Source organism: Staphylococcus sp. HMSC069E10 (genome assembly GCF_001809205.1).
Taxonomy (GTDB): domain Bacteria; phylum Bacillota; class Bacilli; order Staphylococcales; family Staphylococcaceae; genus Staphylococcus; species Staphylococcus hominis.
On record NZ_KV796477.1, the window covers coordinates 125,926 to 144,834 of the forward strand.

General features: G+C 29.4%; 21 protein-coding genes. 20 read left to right on the plus strand and 1 reads right to left on the minus strand.

Annotated features, from left to right (window positions below; genetic code table 11):
- Positions 1-2 precede the first annotated feature (2 nt).
- From HMPREF2561_RS04490 to holA, 17 genes are all read left to right on the plus strand, one after another.
- The gene (locus HMPREF2561_RS04490) at positions 3-443 is read left to right on the plus strand and encodes an acetyl-CoA carboxylase biotin carboxyl carrier protein (RefSeq protein WP_019834850.1); all 441 of its coding nucleotides are present in this window, start codon (positions 3-5) and stop codon (positions 441-443) included.
- 16 nt (positions 444-459) lie between these two features.
- On the plus strand, positions 460-1,821 hold the full coding sequence (locus HMPREF2561_RS04495) for an acetyl-CoA carboxylase biotin carboxylase subunit (protein WP_017176189.1): 1,362 nt from the start codon (positions 460-462) through the stop codon (positions 1,819-1,821).
- A complete protein-coding gene (gene pxpA / locus HMPREF2561_RS04500; RefSeq protein ID WP_048680291.1) occupies positions 1,821-2,573 on the plus strand; it encodes a 5-oxoprolinase subunit PxpA in 753 nt (250 codons plus the stop codon). The genes HMPREF2561_RS04495 and pxpA overlap by 1 nt, the downstream gene beginning before the upstream one ends.
- Before the next feature lie 12 nt (positions 2,574-2,585).
- Entirely contained in the window at positions 2,586-3,824 is a 1,239-nt protein-coding gene (locus HMPREF2561_RS04505) for an NRAMP family divalent metal transporter (protein ID WP_070468411.1), read from the plus strand.
- 167 nt (positions 3,825-3,991) lie between these two features.
- Positions 3,992-4,678: a 5'-methylthioadenosine/adenosylhomocysteine nucleosidase gene (locus tag HMPREF2561_RS04510; RefSeq protein WP_017176192.1), complete on the plus strand. Its 687-nt coding sequence runs from the start codon at positions 3,992-3,994 to the stop codon at positions 4,676-4,678.
- 27 nt (positions 4,679-4,705) lie between these two features.
- Positions 4,706-5,233, plus strand: a complete 528-nt coding sequence (locus HMPREF2561_RS04515; protein WP_017176193.1) for a YqeG family HAD IIIA-type phosphatase — start codon at positions 4,706-4,708, stop codon at positions 5,231-5,233.
- Positions 5,234-6,334: a ribosome biogenesis GTPase YqeH gene (gene yqeH / locus HMPREF2561_RS04520; RefSeq protein WP_037541052.1), complete on the plus strand. Its 1,101-nt coding sequence runs from the start codon at positions 5,234-5,236 to the stop codon at positions 6,332-6,334.
- 12 nt (positions 6,335-6,346) lie between these two features.
- Complete coding sequence (gene aroE, locus HMPREF2561_RS04525; protein WP_070468413.1) at positions 6,347-7,153, plus strand: shikimate dehydrogenase; 807 nt, start codon at positions 6,347-6,349, stop codon at positions 7,151-7,153.
- A 6-nt stretch (positions 7,154-7,159) separates the two neighbouring features.
- Positions 7,160-7,450: a ribosome assembly RNA-binding protein YhbY gene (yhbY, locus tag HMPREF2561_RS04530; protein ID WP_017176196.1), complete on the plus strand. Its 291-nt coding sequence runs from the start codon at positions 7,160-7,162 to the stop codon at positions 7,448-7,450.
- Positions 7,451-7,454: 4 nt separating this feature from the next.
- Entirely contained in the window at positions 7,455-8,024 is a 570-nt protein-coding gene (locus HMPREF2561_RS04535; protein WP_002449696.1) for a nicotinate-nucleotide adenylyltransferase, read from the plus strand.
- On the plus strand, positions 8,014-8,598 hold the full coding sequence (yqeK, locus tag HMPREF2561_RS04540) for a bis(5'-nucleosyl)-tetraphosphatase (symmetrical) YqeK (RefSeq protein ID WP_070468415.1): 585 nt from the start codon (positions 8,014-8,016) through the stop codon (positions 8,596-8,598). The genes HMPREF2561_RS04535 and yqeK overlap by 11 nt, the downstream gene beginning before the upstream one ends.
- A complete protein-coding gene (gene rsfS, locus HMPREF2561_RS04545) occupies positions 8,599-8,952 on the plus strand; it encodes a ribosome silencing factor (protein WP_002449779.1) in 354 nt (117 codons plus the stop codon).
- 1 nt (position 8,953) lies between these two features.
- Entirely contained in the window at positions 8,954-9,685 is a 732-nt protein-coding gene (locus HMPREF2561_RS04550; RefSeq protein ID WP_019834856.1) for a class I SAM-dependent DNA methyltransferase, read from the plus strand.
- A 52-nt stretch (positions 9,686-9,737) separates the two neighbouring features.
- Positions 9,738-10,400: a helix-hairpin-helix domain-containing protein gene (locus HMPREF2561_RS04555; protein WP_017176199.1), complete on the plus strand. Its 663-nt coding sequence runs from the start codon at positions 9,738-9,740 to the stop codon at positions 10,398-10,400.
- A gap of 66 nt (positions 10,401-10,466) precedes the next feature.
- Positions 10,467-10,931, plus strand: coding sequence for a ComE operon protein 2 (locus tag HMPREF2561_RS04560; protein ID WP_017176200.1), 465 nt, complete (start codon positions 10,467-10,469; stop codon positions 10,929-10,931).
- Between the two features lie 176 nt (positions 10,932-11,107).
- Positions 11,108-13,114: a DNA internalization-related competence protein ComEC/Rec2 gene (locus HMPREF2561_RS04565; protein WP_231103772.1), complete on the plus strand. Its 2,007-nt coding sequence runs from the start codon at positions 11,108-11,110 to the stop codon at positions 13,112-13,114.
- Between the two features lie 70 nt (positions 13,115-13,184).
- Positions 13,185-14,159 carry a DNA polymerase III subunit delta gene (gene holA, locus HMPREF2561_RS04570; protein ID WP_017176202.1) on the plus strand — a complete coding sequence of 325 codons (975 nt, stop codon included), beginning with the start codon at positions 13,185-13,187 and terminating at the stop codon, positions 14,157-14,159.
- Between the two features lie 42 nt (positions 14,160-14,201).
- On the opposite strand, the gene rpsT is transcribed toward holA, so the two are convergent.
- On the minus strand, positions 14,202-14,453 hold the full coding sequence (rpsT, locus tag HMPREF2561_RS04575; protein ID WP_017176203.1) for a 30S ribosomal protein S20: 252 nt from the start codon (positions 14,451-14,453) through the stop codon (positions 14,202-14,204).
- A 330-nt stretch (positions 14,454-14,783) separates the two neighbouring features.
- Here rpsT and lepA point away from each other — a divergent pair, with 330 nt between their 5' ends.
- From lepA to hrcA, 3 genes are all read left to right on the plus strand, one after another.
- Positions 14,784-16,607: a translation elongation factor 4 gene (gene lepA, locus HMPREF2561_RS04580; protein WP_017176204.1), complete on the plus strand. Its 1,824-nt coding sequence runs from the start codon at positions 14,784-14,786 to the stop codon at positions 16,605-16,607.
- A gap of 82 nt (positions 16,608-16,689) precedes the next feature.
- A complete protein-coding gene (gene hemW, locus HMPREF2561_RS04585) occupies positions 16,690-17,811 on the plus strand; it encodes a radical SAM family heme chaperone HemW (RefSeq protein WP_048681919.1) in 1,122 nt (373 codons plus the stop codon).
- Between the two features lie 103 nt (positions 17,812-17,914).
- Positions 17,915-18,892, plus strand: coding sequence for a heat-inducible transcriptional repressor HrcA (hrcA, locus tag HMPREF2561_RS04590; RefSeq protein ID WP_048681921.1), 978 nt, complete (start codon positions 17,915-17,917; stop codon positions 18,890-18,892).
- Positions 18,893-18,909: the final 17 nt, after the last annotated feature.

The following is an 18,909-nucleotide window of genomic DNA, read 5'->3' on the forward strand; positions in this document are numbered from 1 at the left end:
TTATGGATATTAAAAAAATAGAAGAAGTCATTAAACTTGTAAAATCAAATGATGTAAAAAAATTTAAATATAAAGATAACAAAAACGAAATCGAATTAGATTTTACTGAACAAAGTAACAATCAAAATAATAGTACTCCAGTAATACAATCTGAAGGACATTCTCAAAATAAAAATATTTCAGAAAATAACCCTTCAAATGATTCAGCAAAAACAATTACTTCTCCTATGGTAGGCACATTTTTCTTACAAGATAGCAAGGAATTAACGGATCCTATAATTCAAGTAGGTGATAACATTAAATCTGGTGATGTTATCGGATATGTTGAAGCAATGAAAGTAATGAATGAAGTGACTAGTGATATAGATGGTGAGATTACCGACATTGTTATTGAACATGGTACAAACGTTGAATACGATCAAGTTCTAGTTAAAGTGAAGTAAAAGGGGGGACAGAAATATGTATCGTTGTTTAGTAGCGAATAGAGGAGAAATTGCGGTACGTATCATTCGAGCGTGTCGAGAAATGGGAATAGAAACTGTTGCAGTATACGCTAAAGGTGATGAAAAAAGTCTTCATGTAAGCTTGGCTGATCAAGCAGTTTGCATTGGAGAAGCAAATCCTTTAGATAGTTATTTAAATATAGAGCGTATTATTGGTGCAGCTGAAATCACAGGTTCTAATGCTATTCATCCTGGATACGGCTTTCTATCGGAGAGTACAACATTTGCCCAAAAAGTTGAAGAAAATGATATTCATTTTATTGGCCCTAACAAAAAAACAATGGAAATGATGGGTGATAAAATAACTGCTCGTCAAACTGTTCATTCAGCAGGAGTGCCAGTTATTCCTGGCTCAACAGATGCAGTAAATTCTGTAGAAGAAATTAAAGAATTAGCAAAAGACATAGGATACCCTTTAGTATTAAAAGCCGCAAGCGGTGGTGGCGGTAAAGGTATTCGAATTGTTAAAGAAGAAAATCAACTTGAAAAATCATTAAAAGAAGCTAAAAGTGAAGGTCAAAAATATTTTAATGATGATCGTGTGTATGTGGAAGCATTTATTCCTGTTGCAAAACACGTAGAGGTTCAAGTGATTGGTGACGGAAAAGAAAATTATGTTCATTTAGGTGAACGAGATTGTTCAGTCCAAAGAAAAAATCAAAAATTAATAGAAGAAGCACCATGTGCAGCATTATCTGAAGAACGACGTGAAAAAATATGTAATGATGCTGTCAAAGTTGCAAAAGCCTCTAATTATCGTAGTGCTGGTACTATTGAATTTTTAGTTACTGAAGATGCACATTACTTTATTGAAATGAACGCAAGAATACAAGTAGAACATACTGTTACTGAAATGCGTGCAGATAGAGATTTATTACAAGCACAATTATATTTGTTATTACATAATAAATTACCGTTTAGTCAAGAAGATATTGTATTCAATGGTCATGTAATAGAGGCACGTATCAACGCTGAAAATCCAGAAAAGAAATTCCAACCTACTCCAGGTAAAGTTAAACGTCTACACTTACCTCAAGGTTTTAATATTAGAGTAGATTCGTTATTATATGCTGGTTATCAAGTATCTCCTTACTATGATTCACTAGTTGCAAAAGTTATCGTAAAAGACTCTAATAGAACTTCTGCGATTAACAAATTAAAAGTGGCACTTGATGAAATGGTAATTGATGGTTTCACTACTACGGCTGATTTTCTATATGCAGTATTAAGTTACCCACCATATGCAAAAGGAAATGCAGAAGAAGTTGATATTAAATTCCTTGAAAAACATCAAATAGTTAAAGGAGTGAAATTATGATGAAAGTTGATTTAAACTGTGATCTAGGTGAAGCATTTGGTAACTATTCATTTGGAGGTGATAAAGATATCATTCCTTTAATTACATCTGCTAATATAGCCTGTGGTTTTCATGCGGGTGATGAAAATGTAATGAATCAAACAGTAAAATTAGCTAAAGAAAATCATGTGAGTATTGGCGCTCATCCCGGGCTTCCAGATTTAAAAGGGTTTGGTCGTCGAAAGATGGATATTAGTCCTACCGAAGTATATAACCTAATAGTTTATCAGTTAGGTGCTTTAGAAGGATTTTGTAAAGTACACCAAACACGAATAAATCATGTTAAACCACACGGTGCACTGTATAATATGGGTGCTAAAAATAAAGCAATTGCAAAAGCAATTGCAAAAGCAGTATACGATTTTGATTCTACTATAGTGCTTGTAGGTTTATCTAATTCATTATTAATATCTGAAGCTAAAGCAATCGGATTGAAAACAGCTTCTGAAGTATTTGCTGATAGACGTTACGAAGATAATGGTCAATTAGTTAGTCGTAAAGAACCAGACGCAGTCATTACTGATTCTGACGAAGCATTAAAACAAGTTTTGAAAATGGTAACTGAAAACAAAGTGATAAGTCGCAATGGAAAAGAAATTGATTTGGAAACAGATACAATATGTGTTCACGGTGATGGTAAACATGCACTAGAATTTGTTGAACAAATAAGAAAAAAATTAACGAAAGAAGGCATTGATATTCAATCCTTATAAGGGGGTTTTCTAATGAAAGAAAATTTAAATCAAAAACAAGATAAAGACAATTTTAAATTTACAAAAAGTCATAGACGCTTACTTTATGGATCTGTATTTTTAATGGCTACATCAGCGATCGGTCCTGCATTTCTAACTCAAACTGCTGTGTTTACGGCAGAATTTTATGCAAGTTTCGCTTTTGCAATCTTAATATCTATATTAATTGATATTGGAGCTCAAATTAATATTTGGCGCGTATTAGTTGTAACAGGTTTACGTGGTCAAGAAGTATCAAATAAAGTGTTACCTGGATTAGGAACTTTAATTTCAATATTGATTGCTTTTGGAGGACTTGCTTTTAATATCGGGAACATAGCTGGTGCAGGTTTAGGATTGAATGCAATGTTTGGACTTGATGTTAAATGGGGAGCAGCTATTACAGCCATTTTTGCAATTTTAATATTTGTAAGTAAAAGTGGTCAAAAAATTATGGATATTGTTTCAATGATTTTAGGAGTAATAATGATATTAGTAGTAGCTTATGTCATGGTTGTATCTAACCCTCCCTATGGTGATGCACTTGTTCATACAGTTGCACCAGAACATCCTATTAAATTAATTTTACCAATCATTACTTTAGTTGGAGGAACAGTAGGTGGATACATCACATTTGCTGGTGCACATAGAATACTTGATTCTGGAATGAAAGGTAAAGAGTTTTTACCATTTGTGAATCGTTCAGCTATTGCAGGTATCTTAACTACAGGTATTATGAGAACATTATTATTCTTAGCAGTACTTGGAGTTGTAGTGACAGGTGTCACTTTAAATGCAAATAATCCGCCAGCATCAGTATTTGAACATGCTATTGGACCAATAGGAAAAAATATTTTTGGAGTTGTTATTTTCGCAGCCGCAATGTCATCAGTGATTGGTTCAGCATATACAAGTGCAACTTTCTTAAAAACATTACACAAATCATTATTTAATAAAAATAATTTGATTGTCATTGTCTTCATCGTGATTTCAACAATAATTTTCTTATTAATTGGAAAACCAATTAGTTTATTGATTATTGCAGGAGCAATAAATGGATGGATTTTACCGATTACTTTGGGTGCAATATTGATAGCGAGTAGAAAAAAATCAATTGTTGGAGATTATAAACATCCAATATGGATGTTAGTATTTGGCATTGTAGCAGTTATTGTTACAATTATAACAGGTGTATTGTCTCTACAAGATTTAGCTACTTTATGGAAAGGTTAACCATAAATAAATATGTAATTTAAAATTTAACTGTCGACAGTGTTTAACTGTATCGACAGTTTTTTTATTAAATATTTTTCAAGATGATTTAATGAAAAAAGTTAGTCGTGATGAACTAGAAATTATGTTAGAATAACATGTGCTAAGATTAAAGTTGAGGTGTAAATATGATTGGAATTATTGGAGCTATGGAAGAAGAAGTAGCGATTTTAAAACATAAATTAGTGAATTTAAATGAGATTGAAGTAGCACATGTAAAATTTTATCGTGGGCAACTAAATAATAAAGATGTTGTCTTAACACAAAGTGGAATTGGAAAAGTAAATGCTGCAATTTCGACAACACTATTAATTGAAAAATTTAAACCTACATTGATTATAAATACAGGTTCTGCTGGTGCTTTAGATGATAGTTTATCAGTTGGAGATATTTTAATTAGTAATAATGTGATGTACCATGATGCAGATGCAACTGCCTTTGGATACGACATCGGTCAAATACCTCAAATGCCAGCTCAATTTGAAGCTAACCAACAATTACTCCAATTAACTGAAAAAGTTGTAAAACAACAAAATTTAACCGCTAAAATTGGTCAAATTGTAAGTGGCGATAGTTTTATTGGCAGTAGTGAACAGCGATTAAAAATTAAACGTCAGTTTTCAAAAGCTATGGCAGTTGAAATGGAAGCAACGGCTATTGCTCAAACTTGTTATCAATTTAATTTACCTTTTATCGTTACTCGTGCTGTTTCTGATTTAGCAAATGGGGAAGCAGAGATGTCGTTTGAAGAGTTTCTTGGTAAAGCAGCTCAATCATCAAGTAAAATTGTTGAACAGTTGGTTAATGAAATATAAAAAATAAATAACTTAAAGGTGAAATGAATGGGATTAATTAAAACATATTTTATGCCTAATGATTATGTACAATCTGTATTTCAAATTGATATTGAAAAATTAGCAAATTCTGGTTTTAAAGGTATTATTACAGATTTAGATAATACATTAGTAGGTTGGGACGTTAAAACACCAACGAAAGAAATACAAGAATGGTTTAAAAAGGCAAATGATTTAGGTTTAACGATTACAATAGTATCAAATAATAATGAAAAACGTGTTTCCGGTTTTTCGAAAGACTTAGACGTTGATTTTATCTTTAAAGCTAGAAAACCTATGGGAAGAGCTTTTAAAAAAGCGATACAACACATGAATATTAAACCAGAAGAAACAATCGTTATAGGTGACCAAATGCTTACAGACGTACTTGGTGGCAATAATAACGGTCTATATACTATCATGGTAGTTCCTGTCAAAAAGACAGATGGATTTTTAACTAGACTAAATAGAATAATCGAACGTCGATTATTAAACTATTTTAAAAGAAAAGGTTATATTACATGGGAGGAAAATTGATTGGATGAAACTTTAAAATGTATCGGTTGTGGCGCTCCTTTACAATCTGAAGATAAAAACGCACCTGGGTATGTGCCAGAACATAATTTATTTAGAGATGATGTTATATGCCAACGTTGTTTTAGATTAAAAAATTATAATGAAATACAAGATGTAGGAATGGATAGTGAAGATTTTTTAAATTTATTAAATGGATTATCCGATAGACAAGGGATTATCGTTAACGTAGTTGATGTTTTTGACTTTGAAGGATCGTTTATTAATGCTTTAAAACGAATTGTAGGAAATAAGAAAATCATTTTGGCAGCGAATAAATTAGATCTTTTACCAAGACAAATTAACCAACGTCGTGTAAAAGAATGGTTAAAAAGAACAGCTAGAAAGTATGGATTAGAAGCTGAAGAGGTGGTATTAATATCAGCTCATAAAGGATGGGGTATTGATGCACTTTTAGAATCAATCAACCGTTTTAGAAATCATCAAGATGTTTATATCGTTGGTACTACAAATGTTGGTAAATCAACTTTAATCAATAAATTAATTGAGCAAAGTGTAGGTGAAAAAGATGTCGTTACAACATCAAGATTTCCAGGTACAACATTAGATATGATAGATATTCCTTTAGATGAGAAAACTTTTATGTATGACACACCTGGCATTATACAAGCGCATCAAATGACCCATTATGTTACTGAAAAAGAATTAAAAGTGATTATTCCTAAGAATGAAATTAAACAACGTGTATTTCAATTAAATGAGGGACAAACTTTATTCTTCGGTGGATTAGCTAGGATAGATTATGTTTCTGGTGGGAAACGACCACTTGTATGTTATTTTTCTAATGATTTAAATATTCATAGAACTAAAACTGAAAAGGCAAATGATTTATGGCGAAAGCAAATAGGACATTTATTAAGTCCACCTAGTAATCCAGAAAAATTTAATATAAGTGATATGAAAGCTGTACGTCTAGAAACAGGGAAAGAAAAACGTGACATTATGATTTCTGGATTGGGCTTTATTACAATCGAAGCAGGTGCAAAAGTGATTGTCCGAGTTCCTAAAAGTGTTGATGTTGTTTTAAGACAATCTATTATGTAGGGAGGATTCATAATGAAATTTGCAGTGATAGGAGATCCGATTTCACATTCATTATCACCAGTGATGCATAATACTAATTTTAAAGTTTTAGGTTTAAATGATACTTATGAAGCATTGCATATACCGGTTCAAGATTTCGATAATATTAAAGAAATAATAACTGAAAAAAATTTAAGTGGATTTAATGTTACTATTCCTCATAAAGAACGCATCATTCCATTCTTAGATGATATTGATGAACAAGCTAAAGCTATAGGTGCAGTGAATACTGTGAAAATAGAGGGGAATAAATGGATTGGTTATAATACTGATGGTCTTGGATACGTAAAAGGATTACAACAAGTATATCCTGACTTATCTAATGCATATATTTTAATTCTTGGAGCTGGGGGCGCAAGCAAAGGTATTGCAACTGCACTTTCACAATGTGTACAGCCTAAATTAACTATAGCGAATAGAACAATGAGTCGCTTTGATAATTGGAAATTAGATATTAATGCGATTACCCTACAACAAGCTGAACAATATCTTGATGAGTTTGATATTATTATTAATACAACATCAGCAGGATTAGATAATAATAAAGAGAGTGTAATTCGTCTCAATCAATTATCACCGAATACATTGGTAAGTGATATCATTTATATTCCCTATAAAACATCATTTTTACAACAAGCTGAAGAGAAGGGTAACCCTATTTATAATGGTCTAGATATGTTTGTATATCAAGGTGCTGAGAGCTTTAAAATATGGACTGGCAAAGATGCTGAAATTAAAGAAATGAAATTAGCAGTTTTAAATCAATTAAAAGGAGAATAATATGCTATGCTAACAGGTAAACAAAAAAGATATTTAAGAAGTTTGGCGCATAACATTGATCCAATTTTTCAAATAGGTAAAGCTGGAATTAATGATAATATGATTAGTCAAATAGATGAAACACTTGAAAATAGAGAATTAATTAAAATTCATATACTTCAAAATAATTTTGATGATAAAAACGATTTAGCCCAAACGCTAAGTCAAGCTACTAATAGTGAAGTGGTCCAAGTCATTGGATCAATGATAATCATTTATAGAGAATCTCAAGAAAATAAGGAAATTTCATTACCATAATTCTATGAAAAAAATTGTTTTATACGGCGGACAATTCAATCCTATTCATACTGCACATATGTTAGTAGCTAATGAAGTATTTCATAAAATTAAACCGGATGTTTTCTATTTTTTACCAAGTTATATGGCTCCACTTAAAGAACATAACGATTACTTAGATGCTCATTATCGCATCAAAATGATTAATATGGTAATCGAGCAGTTAGGTTTCGGAAATATTTGTTATGCAGAATTAGAAAGAAAAGGTCAAAGTTATACGTATGATACATTAAAAGCTTTAATTGACCAAAATCCTTACGATAAGTTTTATTTTGTAATAGGATCAGACCAATATGATCAACTTGATAAATGGTATAAAATAGATGAATTAAAGCAAATGATTATCTTTATAGTAGTAAATAGAGAAAAAAATATTCAAAAGGTTGATGAAAATATGATTTCCATATCTATTCCAAGAATGGATATTAGTTCATCAATGATTAGACAACGTGTAAAAGATAAAAAAACAATTGATATTTTAGTCCCTCGAAATGTTAGTAAATATATTAGAGAGGAAGGATTCTATGAACACTAAAGAAGCAAAAAAACTTATCGAAAATAAATTGCCCGAAAAGCGTTTTAAACATTCTCTTAGAGTAGCTGACACAGCAGTTAAGCTTGCTGAAATCTATGATGGAGATAAAAGTAAAGCAGAGTTAGCAGGCATTTTACATGATTATTGTAAATATGATGATTTAGGAAAAATGTATCAAGTCGTTCGCCAACATGATTTAGATAGCAATTTGTTAAGTTATGGAAGTGAAATTCTTCATGGACCTGTATGTGCAGCATTAATGAAGGCTGATTATGGCATCGAAGATGAAGAAACATTATTAGCCATTAAATATCACACTACTGGTCGTAAAGAAATGACAAAAACTGAAAAATTGGTATTTATTGCTGACTATATAGAACCTGGTAGAAAAACTCCAGGAGTTGAAGAAATTAGAGATATGGCATACAATCAAGGTAGCTTAGATAAAACAATTTATGAAATATCAAAGCGAACAGTGCTATTTTTAATTGGTAAAGATATTACTGTTTATGGTTCTACGATTGAATGTTTAAATTATTATAATTATAGTGATCAAAAGATAAAGGATGATTAAATGAATTCAGAAGAATTATTAAATATTGCTGTCACAGCGACAGAAGATAAAAAAGCAGAAGATATTGTTTCTCTTAATATGCAAGGTATTAGTGATATGACTGATTATTTTGTAGTGTGTCACGGTAACAATGAACGTCAAGTTCAATCAATTGCTAGAGCAGTAAAAGAAAAAGTGCATGAAAATAATATTGAAGTAAAGCGTATGGAAGGTTATCAAAGTGCAAGATGGGTCTTAATTGATTTAGCAGACGTAGTAGTTCATATTTTCCATAAAGATGAACGCAATTACTATAATATAGAGAAACTTTATCAAGATGCTCCAATAGAATCATATAATCAGGTAGCATATTAAAATGGTGCAATACACTGAAATGAGTAAAGTTTATGATCAGCTTACTCAAGATCAACCTTATGAAGAATGGTTTAATATTGTAAAATATTATACAAGAACAATGTCTTCTAATGATTCAATGAATATTCTTGATATTGGTTGTGGCACCGGAAGTTTAACGCAATTACTTCCTTCTATTGGCACGGTTACCGGCATGGATTTAAGTACAGACATGTTATCTATTGCTGCAAATAAATCTAATCAAGTTACTTGGTTAGAAGGTGACATGACCGATTTTTCATTAAATACAACATATGATGTTGTAACAATATTTTGTGATTCCCTGAATTATTTACCTGATATTGATGATATCGTAAATACGTTTAATTGTGTATTTAATCATTTATCTGATTTAGGAATGTTTATATTCGATATTCATACGATATATAAAATGAACACAGCATTTAATAATCAATGTTATATTGATGATAATGATGACATATTTTTAGCGTGGGAAGCTATAAAAGGTGAAGAACCTTATAGTGTTTATCATGATATGAGCTTCTTTTTAAAACAGCATAATGGTAATTATCACCGTTTTAATGAATCACACTATCAAAGAACATTTGAAAAGGATTTCTATATTCGATTGTTAAAACAAACTGGATTTAATCGTATTGAAACTTTTGTAGACTTTGACATCAATAATCATAATGAAAAAGGTGACAGATTGTTTTTTGTTGCTTATAAATAAAATAAAGTAAACTCATCTTCTTATACGTTTATACATATAAGGAGATGAGTTTTTGTTTAAGTATAGAAATGAAATAATTCAATTATTAACTAAGTGGAAGACTCATATCATCATTTTAATTGCAGTAGTGTTACTTTTTATAGTGATTCTCATGCTTATGAAAAATAATGAGCCTTCAGAATATATGACAACATCTAATGCTAACAATAGCCAATTTAATAATAATGAAAAATATAATAAAAATAAAAATGATAATAATTTATCCACTTCTTCTAAAGAAAATTCAACTATTTATGTAGATGTCAAAGGAGCGGTTAAATTACCAGATGTTTATGAAATGAAAAAGAACGATAGAGTTAAAGATGTACTAAAAAAAGCTAAAGTTTCTGAAAATGCTGATATTACAAAAATCAATTTATCTGAAAAACTTACTGATCAAAAAATGATTTATATACCTAATAAAAATGAAACGAAAATAAATGCTACACCCACTAATCAAAGTGATTTAAATACTTCTGAAAGTATTAAAGTCAATCTTAACACAGCAAATGAAAGAGAATTGCTTAATGTTCCAGGTATAGGTCCAACTAAAGTGAAAGAGATTATTAAATACAGAGAGGAAAAGGGACAATTTAATAAGGTTGAAGACTTAAAACAAGTAAGAGGAATTGGAGGGAAAACTTTCGAGAAACTTAAAGATTACTTTACTACATAAATTAAATTGGAAGAATTTTTAATATAAATTATAATAGATATATATTTTTTTAAGGAGTTGAACTTTATGGATAGAATAAAATGGGACGAATATTTTATGGCACAAAGCCATTTGCTTGCATTACGTTCTACATGTCAACGACTATCAGTAGGCGCAACAATTGTAAAGGACAATAGAATAATTGCAGGAGGTTATAATGGCTCAGTAGCAGGAGAAGTTCACTGTATTGATGTAGGATGTTTAATAGAAGATGGTCATTGTATTAGAACCATTCACGCAGAAATGAATGCATTATTACAATGCGCAAAACAAGGTGTATCATCAGATAATGCAACGATATATGTCACACATTTTCCTTGTTTAAACTGTACTAAGTCTATTATTCAAGCAGGTATTAAGAAAATATACTATGCAAAAGATTATCATAATCATAAATATGCTATTAAATTATTAAATCAAGCAGGTATTGAGTATGAAAAAATACCATTTTCTGCTAATAAAATAGCTGAATTTTTAACTAAAGAATGTTAGTTGTTTTATATGCACTTTCTTTTTTAAGTGGTATATTATGGGTTCATCTTAAATTATTTTCAATTTTAATATTTGCTATTATATTAATTATTGTGTATCGAAAGAGTATTCCTTTATACCACTATTTATTAATTTTATCCTTTTTCTTTCTAGCTTTATTTCAAGTACACCATACTTTGAAAACAAATCATTTTATACTCCAAAATTTAAAAGTCCACAGTAATATAAATTCAAAAGTAACGTTTCAAAATGATATAAAACAATTCAATCAAATTATTAAAGGACAATTTCAATATAAACATAATAATTATCACTTTACTTTTAAAAGTCCACAATTGAAAGCTAAAGATTTAAAAAATCGAGAATGTAAAATTAATGGAAATATCACAAATAGTATTCATAATGAAGTCTATGTTTATATCGATCAAATAGATAATAAACATTGTACTAAAGTTAATCATATAAGTTTTATAGATAAACACCTAAATTATATTCAAAACAAGTTATACCATTCTTCGTTAAAATATCCAGAGAGAGTCTTAGCTTTAATTACTGGAGATACTAGTGCAATTGATACAGATTACTTAGATAAAGTTAAAGCGATAGGTATTTATCATTTACTTGCTGTCAGTGGATCACACGTTGCTACCATTATTTTTATCATTCAATATAGTTTGGTCAGGTTTAATATTCCAAAATTATTTATACGAGTTTTTATTATTATGATACTAATACTATTTATTTTTTATACAAATTTTGCACCGAGTGCTTTAAGAGCAGTTTTAACCGCTATTACTTTTTTTATTATCCCTAAGACTTTTAAAATTTCGTCTATAAGTGTATTATCGTTAGTCTTTTTATTTATGACAATTTGGAATATGAATTTTGCTTATGACATTGGATTTCAATTTTCTTTCATCATTACTTTTTTTATACTATTTTCTAAGCCATTATTTAATAATCAATCAATTTTAAAGAATTATATTTATATAACAATTATCGCTCAATTTTCATCCATGATTATTAGTATTTACCATTTTAATCAGTTTCAATGGATTGGTTTTATTTCTAATGTAATATTTGTCCCATTATATTCTTTCATTATTTTTCCACTTTCTATTGTTCTATTTACTTTCTATCATTTCTTTAGTGACTTGCGATGTATAAATATGGTTGCAAATCAATTATTTGAACTGCACGATAGAATAATGCAACCGTTCATTTTATTTAGAAATTACCAAATAAATATCGCTGATCAATCAAATTTAAGTCTACTCTACTGTTTCATTTTATTAACTCTACTAACTATATTTATATGTTATAAAAATTATAGAGCATTCTTAATTATAATTATCTTATTTATAATATTTATAAAATTAACTAATCAACCATTAGCGACGACGTTTACTGCTTTAAATGTTGGTCAAGGTGATAGTTTTCTTTTTCAAACAAAAAATAATGAAACTGTGATGGTAGATACTGGTGGTAAAGTAGTTCAAACGAAGATTAAAGATAATCATAATATTGCGAAATATCATATTATTCCTACTTTAAAATCTAGAGGAATATCAAAAATTGATCACTTAATTCTTACTCATCCACATAATGATCATATAGGCGAATTTCCTTATTTAGCACAAAATATAAGAATTAAAAATTTATATTTATATATAAAAAGTTATTCAGTAGATCAAATTAAAACTATACATACATTTTGTAGTATATATCATATAAAAGTTATTGATGTTTTAGAGACTAATAATATTCAGTTGAAAGAAGCTAAAATATCATTTTTAAATGCTTTTATTGATTCCAATGAAGACAAAAATGCACAAAGTATAATTTCATTAATAGAGTACAAAAATTACAAATTATTATTGATGGGCGACGCAATTGAAGAAAATGAAAATTTATTATTAAAGAAATATCATTTACCGTTAATTGATGTTCTAAAAGTTGGACACCATGGCAGTAAAACAAGTAGTTCAAAACATTTTTTAGAAATCATACAACCTAAAATTAGTATGATTTCAAGTGGAAAAAATAATACTTTTCATTTGCCTAATAACGAAACGATAGATAAATTAGAGAAAATTAATTCTCATATCTACAATACTCAAACTGATGGAGAAATTACTTTAAATCTCGATAATCAACTTATATCATCCTTTAATAGAAGTTAATGATAGAGAATAATAATTACACAATGCTATAATAACTTAATGGTATAATTTTGAAAGGGTGCAAGTTTACATGGCTAATAATATAATGGCTATATACGGAGAAGTGCCAGAACTAGTGGAGAAAAAAAGTAATGAAATCGTAGAAAGTTACTTAAATGAAAAAAAAGACGATTTTAACTATGTTAAATATAATCTTTATGATACAAGTTTTAATCAGATTATAGAAGAAGCATTAACAATGCCTTTTATTTCAGAGAAAAAAGCTATTGTTGTTAAAAATGCTTTTATTTTTACAGGTGAGAAAGTTTCAAAAGATATCCAACCGAACAACGAACAAGTAAATGAATTTTTAGAAAAATATGATGGAGAAAACTTTATCATTTTTGAAGTGTATCAAAATAAATTAGATGAAAGAAAGAAAATTACTAAGACTTTAAAAAAGACAAGCAAGCTAGCTAAAGTTGAACAGATGTCTGAACAAGAGATTAAAAATTGGATAAAAAATAAACTTCATGAAAATTTTAAAGATATTAAACAGGATGCATTAGATTTATTTATAGAATTAACTGGTATTAACTTTAATATAGTTTCGCAAGAATTAGAAAAAATTATTTTATTCTTAGGAGAGCGAACAACTATAAATAAAAAAGATGTTGAAGAGATTATTAATAGAAGTTTAGAACAAAATGTTTTTCTTTTAACTGAATATATACAAAAAGGGGAAAAATATAAAGCCATTCAACTTATTAAAGATTTAATAGTAATGAAAGAAGAACCTATTAAACTATTGGCATTAATAACAAGTAATTATCGATTATATTATCAATGTAAAATTTTAAGTCGAAAAGGATATAGCGGACAACAAATTGCTAAAACAATTAATGTGCACCCATACCGAGTTAAATTGGCTTTAAATCAAGTAAAACATTATCAATTAACTCATTTGCTAAATATTATTGATCAATGTGCAGAAACTGATTATAAGTTAAAATCTTCATATATGGATAAACAACTGATTTTAGAATTATTTATTCTTTCTTTATAAATAAAAAAAAGTTCAAGCTAATCGCTTGAACTTTTTAAATGATTATTTGCTTGAAGACATTAATTGTGATTTAATGCGGTCAGCTTTATTTGAATGAATTAAGTTACTGTGTGCAGCTTTATCAACTGATTTAATTGCGAAGTTAACTAATTCAGCTTTATTATCAGCATTATTTTCAATTGCTGATTTAGCATTTTTCACTGCAGTACGCATAGCGTTTTTTTGTGAAATATTACGTGCTTCAGCAGTTTCAGTTGTTCTTACACGTTTAATAGCAGATTTAATATTTGGCATTACTGTCACCTCCTAAAAGTGATCTAAGCATATCAAATTTTATTTTGATTACAACAAGAAATATTTTATCAAAACATGAATATTTGTGCAATCATTTATTAACATTAAACCTATTTATTTACAAAAAGAACGATATTAACTATTGGAAACCTTTATACAACACTTTATAATTGTTATGTAGTTTAAGAAAAATCTTAAAATTAAAAGTAAATAAAGAATCTTCACATGATGATTCTTTTCTCTTAAATTTGCAAATAATGATTAAAAACGATATTATGTCAAAGATGTATACATATACGGGTAAATTTACGAAAGCGAGAATGATAAGTTATGGATATGCAAGAACGCTATAACCGAAGAGATAATATAAGAAACTTTTCTATAATTGCTCATATTGATCATGGTAAATCAACGTTAGCAGATAGAATTTTAGAAAATACTAAATCTGTAGAAACTAGAGAAATGCAAAATCAATTGCTTGATTCAATGGATCTTGAAAGAGAGCGCGGTATTACAATTAAATTAAATGCTGTTAGATTAAAATATGAATCTAAAGATGGACAGACTTATACGTTTCATTTAATCGATACTCCAGGGCACGTCGATTTCTCATATGAAGTTTCTCGTTCATTAGCTGCATGTGAAGGCGCTATTTTAGTAGTTGACGCTGCACAAGGCATCGAGGCTCAAACTCTTGCTAATGTTTACTTAGCACTAGATAATGATTTAGAACTCTTACCGGTAGTAAATAAAATAGATCTACCCGCTGCTGAACCAGAAAGAGTAAAACAAGAATTAGAAGATGTTATTGGCTTAGATAAAGATGAAGTTGTGTTAGCAAGTGCCAAATCAAATATTGGTATCGATGAAATCTTAGAAAAAATTGTTGAAGTTGTTCCTCCACCAGAAGGAGATCCTAGTGCACCGCTTAAAGCTCTTATTTTTGATTCAGAGTACGATCCTTATCGAGGCGTTATTTCTTCTATTCGAGTAATGGAAGGTGTTGTAAAAGCTGGAGATCGTATCAAAATGATGGCAACAGGAAAAGAGTTTGAAGTTACTGAAGTTGGGATTAATACTCCTAAACAACTACCAATTGAAGAACTTACAGTAGGCGATGTTGGATATATTATTGCAAGTATTAAAAATGTCGACGATTCACGTGTTGGGGATACTATCACTCATGTAGATAGACCAGCAGATGCTCCGTTAAAAGGGTATAAAAAGATGAATCCAATGGTTTATTGTGGATTGTTCCCAATTGATAACAAAGATTATAACGATTTAAGAGAAGCTCTTGAAAAACTTCAATTAAATGATGCATCATTAGAATTTGAACCAGAATCATCACAAGCACTGGGATTTGGATTTAGAACAGGATTCTTAGGTATGCTACATATGGAAATTATTCAAGAGAGAATTGAACGAGAATTTGGAATAGAATTAATTGCGACTGCACCTTCAGTTATATATAAATGTGAAATGAATGATGGTTCAGAAGTTACAGTTGATAATCCATCTCAAATGCCTGAACGTGATAGAATTAAAGCGATTTATGAACCATATGTAAAAGCGACAATGATGGTGCCAAATGACTATGTTGGAGCAGTTATGGAACTGTGTCAACGTAAACGTGGCCAATTTATAAATATGGATTACTTAGATGATATCCGTGTGAATATCGTTTATGAAATTCCATTATCAGAAGTTGTATTTGATTTCTTTGACCAATTAAAATCTAATACGAAAGGCTATGCTTCATTTGATTATGAATTTATTGAAAATAAAGAAAGTAATTTAGTTAAAATGGATATTTTATTAAATGGTGACAAAGTAGATGCACTTAGTTTTATCGTTCACAGAGATTTTGCATATGAACGAGGTAAAGCTCTTGTTGAAAAATTAAAAACACTTATTCCTAGACAACAATTCGAAGTTCCAGTTCAAGCTGCAATAGGTCAAAAAATTGTGGCCCGAACTAATATTAAATCTATGGGTAAAAACGTGTTATCTAAGTGTTATGGTGGAGATATCAGCCGTAAACGTAAATTACTTGAAAAACAAAAAGCTGGTAAAGCAAAAATGAAAGCTGTTGGTAACGTAGACATACCACAAGATGCTTTCTTAGCTGTTCTTAAAATGGATGATGAATAGGTTATTAATGCGAGGCTGGAACCCAGAATCATGTGTTCCAACCTCGTTTGTGTTTTAAAAACTTAAAAATGAGGGTGTAACGATGTCAATAAAAAGTGCATATATTCATATACCTTTTTGCGTTAGGATTTGTACATATTGTGATTTTAATAAGTACTTTATTAACAAACAACCAGTAGATGAGTATATTTCTGCATTAATTAAAGAAATGAAAACAAGTGAAATTAGAAATCTTGAAACGATGTACGTTGGAGGAGGTACGCCTACAGCTTTAAATCTCAAGCAACTTGAAAGACTTTTAAAAGCAATACAGTCAACTTTTTCAATTAAAGGTGAATATACATTTGAAGCAAATCCCGATGAATTAACCTTAGATAAAGTGAAATTACTACACTCATATGGTGTAAATAGAATTTCTATGGGCGTACAAACATTTAAACCAGAATTACTAAAAATTCTAGGTAGAACACATAAAACTCAAGATATATATAATGCTGTAGAGTATGCTAGAAAAGCAAATATTGAATCGATTAGTTTAGACCTAATGTATCATTTACCAACTCAAACATTAGAAGATTTTTCAGATAGTCTTAATAGAGCAATACAAATGGATATAGATCATATTTCAAGTTATGGATTAATTTTAGAACCTAAAACTCAATTTTATAATATGTATCGAAAAGGCAAATTAAAATTGCCAAACGAAGATCTAGGAGCTGAAATGTACCAATATTTAATGAATGTTTTAGGAGAAACCTCATTTAAACAATATGAAATCTCAAATTTCGCTAAGTCTCATCATGAATCAAGGCATAATAAGACTTACTGGCTAAATGAAGAATATTATGGTTTTGGAGCAGGCGCAAGTGGATATGTAAATGGGGAACGCTATTCGAATCTCAATCCTGTTAATCATTACATCAATGCTATTAATAATCATCAACGTCCTATTTTAACTTCCAATTTTCCTACTCAATCAGAAAGAATGGAAGAAGAAATGTTTTTAGGATTAAGAATGAATAAAGGTGTCGATAAAGTTAAATTTCTTTCAAAATTTGGTACCTCTATGGATAAAGTATTTGGTGAGACAATAAATAATCTGAAAAAGAAAAATTTACTTTATGAAAGAGATAACCATATTTCATTGACCAACAGGGGAAAAATCATTGGAAATGAAGTTTTTGAAGCATTTCTATTAAATTAATAAATTTTTTTGAAAAATAAGAGCTTTAACGTTGACTTACTTTGACCAATTTGTTAAATTATAATTAGCACTTGAGACAAAGGAGTGCTAATGAGGTGAAGACATGATTACAAATAGGCAATTAAGCATTTTAAATGCAATTGTTGAAGATTATGTTGATTTAGGACAACCGATAGGTTCTAAAACCTTAATTGATAGACATAACTTAAATGTAAGCCCAGCTACTATTAGAAATGAAATGAAGTATTTGGAAGAGTTGAATTTTTTAGAAAAAATACATTCATCTTCAGGGCGTGCACCTTCTGAACAAGGTTTTAGATTATACGTCAATCAATTGTTAAAACAAACATCTCATCAAAAACAAAATAAAGTTCAACGTTTAAATCAACTTTTGATTGAGAATCATTATGATATTTCTTCAGCCCTTAGTTATTTTGCTGATGAATTATCAATAAAATCTCAATATGCAACGTTGGTTGTTCGACCTAATCACAAAACAGATATTATAAATAATGTTCATTTGATTCGTGCAAATTCGTCTATAATTATAATGGTCATCATCTATAATTCTGGACATGTAGAACATTTACATTTAAGTGAATCAATGGAGTTTAACGATGAAAGGTTAACAAGGATTTCAAATTTTCTGACTGATAATTATTATAAAAGTCAATTTGATTTTAATAAGAAATTAAAACAATTTACAAATTCTATTGCGGAACAATCCTTTATAAATGAATTAACTATCATGCTAACTTCTCATCTCCATAAACAAAGTAATAGCATTTTTATGGGTGGAAAGGTTAAACTTATTGATGCACTGAACGAAACCAATGTTTCTTCTATTCAGCCAATTTTACAATATCTAGAATCAGAAAAAATTATCGAGTTACTAGAAGATATTTCCACTTCTGAAATTAATGTTAAAATTGGCCACGAAATAGATGAAGGGTTAAGTGATATTTCAATTATAACGAGCCAGTACCATTTTGATGATGCACTAAAAGGACAAATTGCGGTTATCGGACCAACTGCGATGCATTATCAAAATGTGATTCAATTACTTAATCAAATATGGTGAATCTAATTGTAATTATA